General features: G+C 70.4%; 1 protein-coding gene. It reads right to left on the reverse strand.

Annotated features, from left to right (window positions below; genetic code table 11):
* Positions 1 to 88 precede the first annotated feature (88 nt).
* Positions 89 to 1,495, reverse strand: a complete 1,407-nt coding sequence (gene lpdA, locus ACFVGO_RS08695) for a dihydrolipoyl dehydrogenase (protein WP_359903214.1) — start codon at positions 1,493 to 1,495, stop codon at positions 89 to 91.
* Positions 1,496 to 1,872 lie beyond the last annotated feature (377 nt).

Here is a 1,872-nt window from a genome sequence, read left to right on the forward strand (position 1 = left end):
CCCGCCCCTTCCGACCGGCCCGAACCCCCCCCCCCCCCCCGCCGGGCATCCTCTCGCCGGGCACACGGCGCGTGCCGAGGGTCGGTCGTCACATGTTGATCATGTGCCCGGCCAGGCCGTGGATGGCCTCCTTGACGGCCTCGCCCAGGGTCGGGTGGGCGTGCACGTTGCGGGCGACCTCGTGGACGGTCAGGTCCCACTGCTGGGCCAGCGTCAGCTCCGGCAGCAGCTCGGTGACCTCGGGGCCGATCAGGTGGGCACCGAGCAGCTCGCCGTGCGTGTTGTCGCTGATGACCTTGACGAAGCCGATCGGGTGGCCGAGGCCGTGCGCCTTGCCGTTGGCGGTGAACGGGAACTTGGCGACCTTGACGTCGTAACCCAGCTCGCGCGCCTGGGCCTCGGTGTACCCGAAGGAGGCGATCTGCGGCTGGCAGTAGGTGGCGCGCGGGATCATGACGAAGTCCACCTCCATGGTCTCCGCCCCGCCGATGGTCTCGGCGGCGATCACGGCCATCGTCTCGGCGGCGTGCGCGAGCATCAGCTTGGCGGTCACGTCGCCGATCGCGAAGATGTGCTCGACGCTGGTGCGGCCGCGGCCGTCCACCGCGATGGCGTTGCGGTCGGTGAGCTTGACCCCGGTGTTCTCCAGGCCGTAGCCGTTGACCCGCGGCGCGAAGCCGATCGCCTGGAGCACCTTGTCGGCCTCCAGCACCTGCTGCTGCCCGTCCTTGGTGACGGTGACCCGGACCTTGGCGTTCGGGTCGCTGTCGTCGATCGACTCGACCCGGGTGGAGGTCAGCACCTCGATGCCCAGCTTGCGGTACTGCTTGGCGAGTTCGGTGGAGACCTCGACGTCCTCCAGCGGCACCACGCGGTCCAGGAACTCGACGATGGTGACCTTCACGCCGTAGTTGTGGAGCACGTAGGCGAACTCGACGCCGATCGCGCCGGCGCCCGCGATGATGATGCTCTCCGGCAGCTGCTCGGTGAGGATCTGCTCCTCGTAGGTGACCACGCGGTCGCTCAGGCTGGTGCCGGGCAGCAGGCGGGTGGTGGCACCGGCGGCGATGACGCAGTTGTCGAAGGTGACGACCTCGAAGCCGCCGCCGCTCAGCGCGACCTGGAGGGTGTGCTCGTCGACGAAGGTGCCCCAGCCGTCGTACTCGGTGATGCCGTTCTTCTTCATCAGGTAGTGGACGCCCTTGACCCGGCCGTCGGCGACCGTGCGGCTGCGCCGGAAGGCCTCGCCGAAGTCGAAGGTCACCTGGCCCTCGACCTTGATGCCGAAGGTCTTGGCCTCCTTGGTGAAGATGTGGGCGAGCTCGGCGTTGCGCAGCAGGGCCTTGGAGGGGATGCAGCCGACGTTGAGGCAGACGCCGCCCCAGTACTTGGCCTCGATGACCGCGACCTTCAGGCCCAGCTGGGCCGAGCGGACGGCGGCGGTGTAGCCGCCGGGGCCCGCGCCGAGGACGACGACGTCGTAGTGCGTGCTCATGTTGCTGACTCCTCCGAGGATGTCACCGTGTCGTGATCTCGGTCCCATGGTGTCAGGACCGGACCCGGCGCACCCACCGGGTCTCGGCGGATGCGCTCCGCGCGGCACCGTACCGGTCCGTGGCCGGATTGTCAGTGTCCTGCGCTACGGTGACCGCACCCACGGCCACCAGGGGCGATGAGGCGGGGAGGTCCCGGATGGAGCAGTCTCGGACGGAGCGGTCGGGTACGGCGGTCGGGGGGGGCCGCCGGGCGGGGGGGGGCGCGGGGGCCCCCCCGGGGCGGGGGGGGTGGGGGCGGGGGGGGAACCAATCCTCGCCCGCCCCATCTACCTTTGCGAACACCCCCCCTTCCTTCCACAAGGCGGAGGGGGGGAGG

Origin of the sequence: Kitasatospora sp. NPDC057738, from assembly GCF_042798815.1 — a bacterium.
GTDB classification, from domain to species: domain Bacteria; phylum Actinomycetota; class Actinomycetes; order Streptomycetales; family Streptomycetaceae; genus Kitasatospora; species Kitasatospora lactacystinica.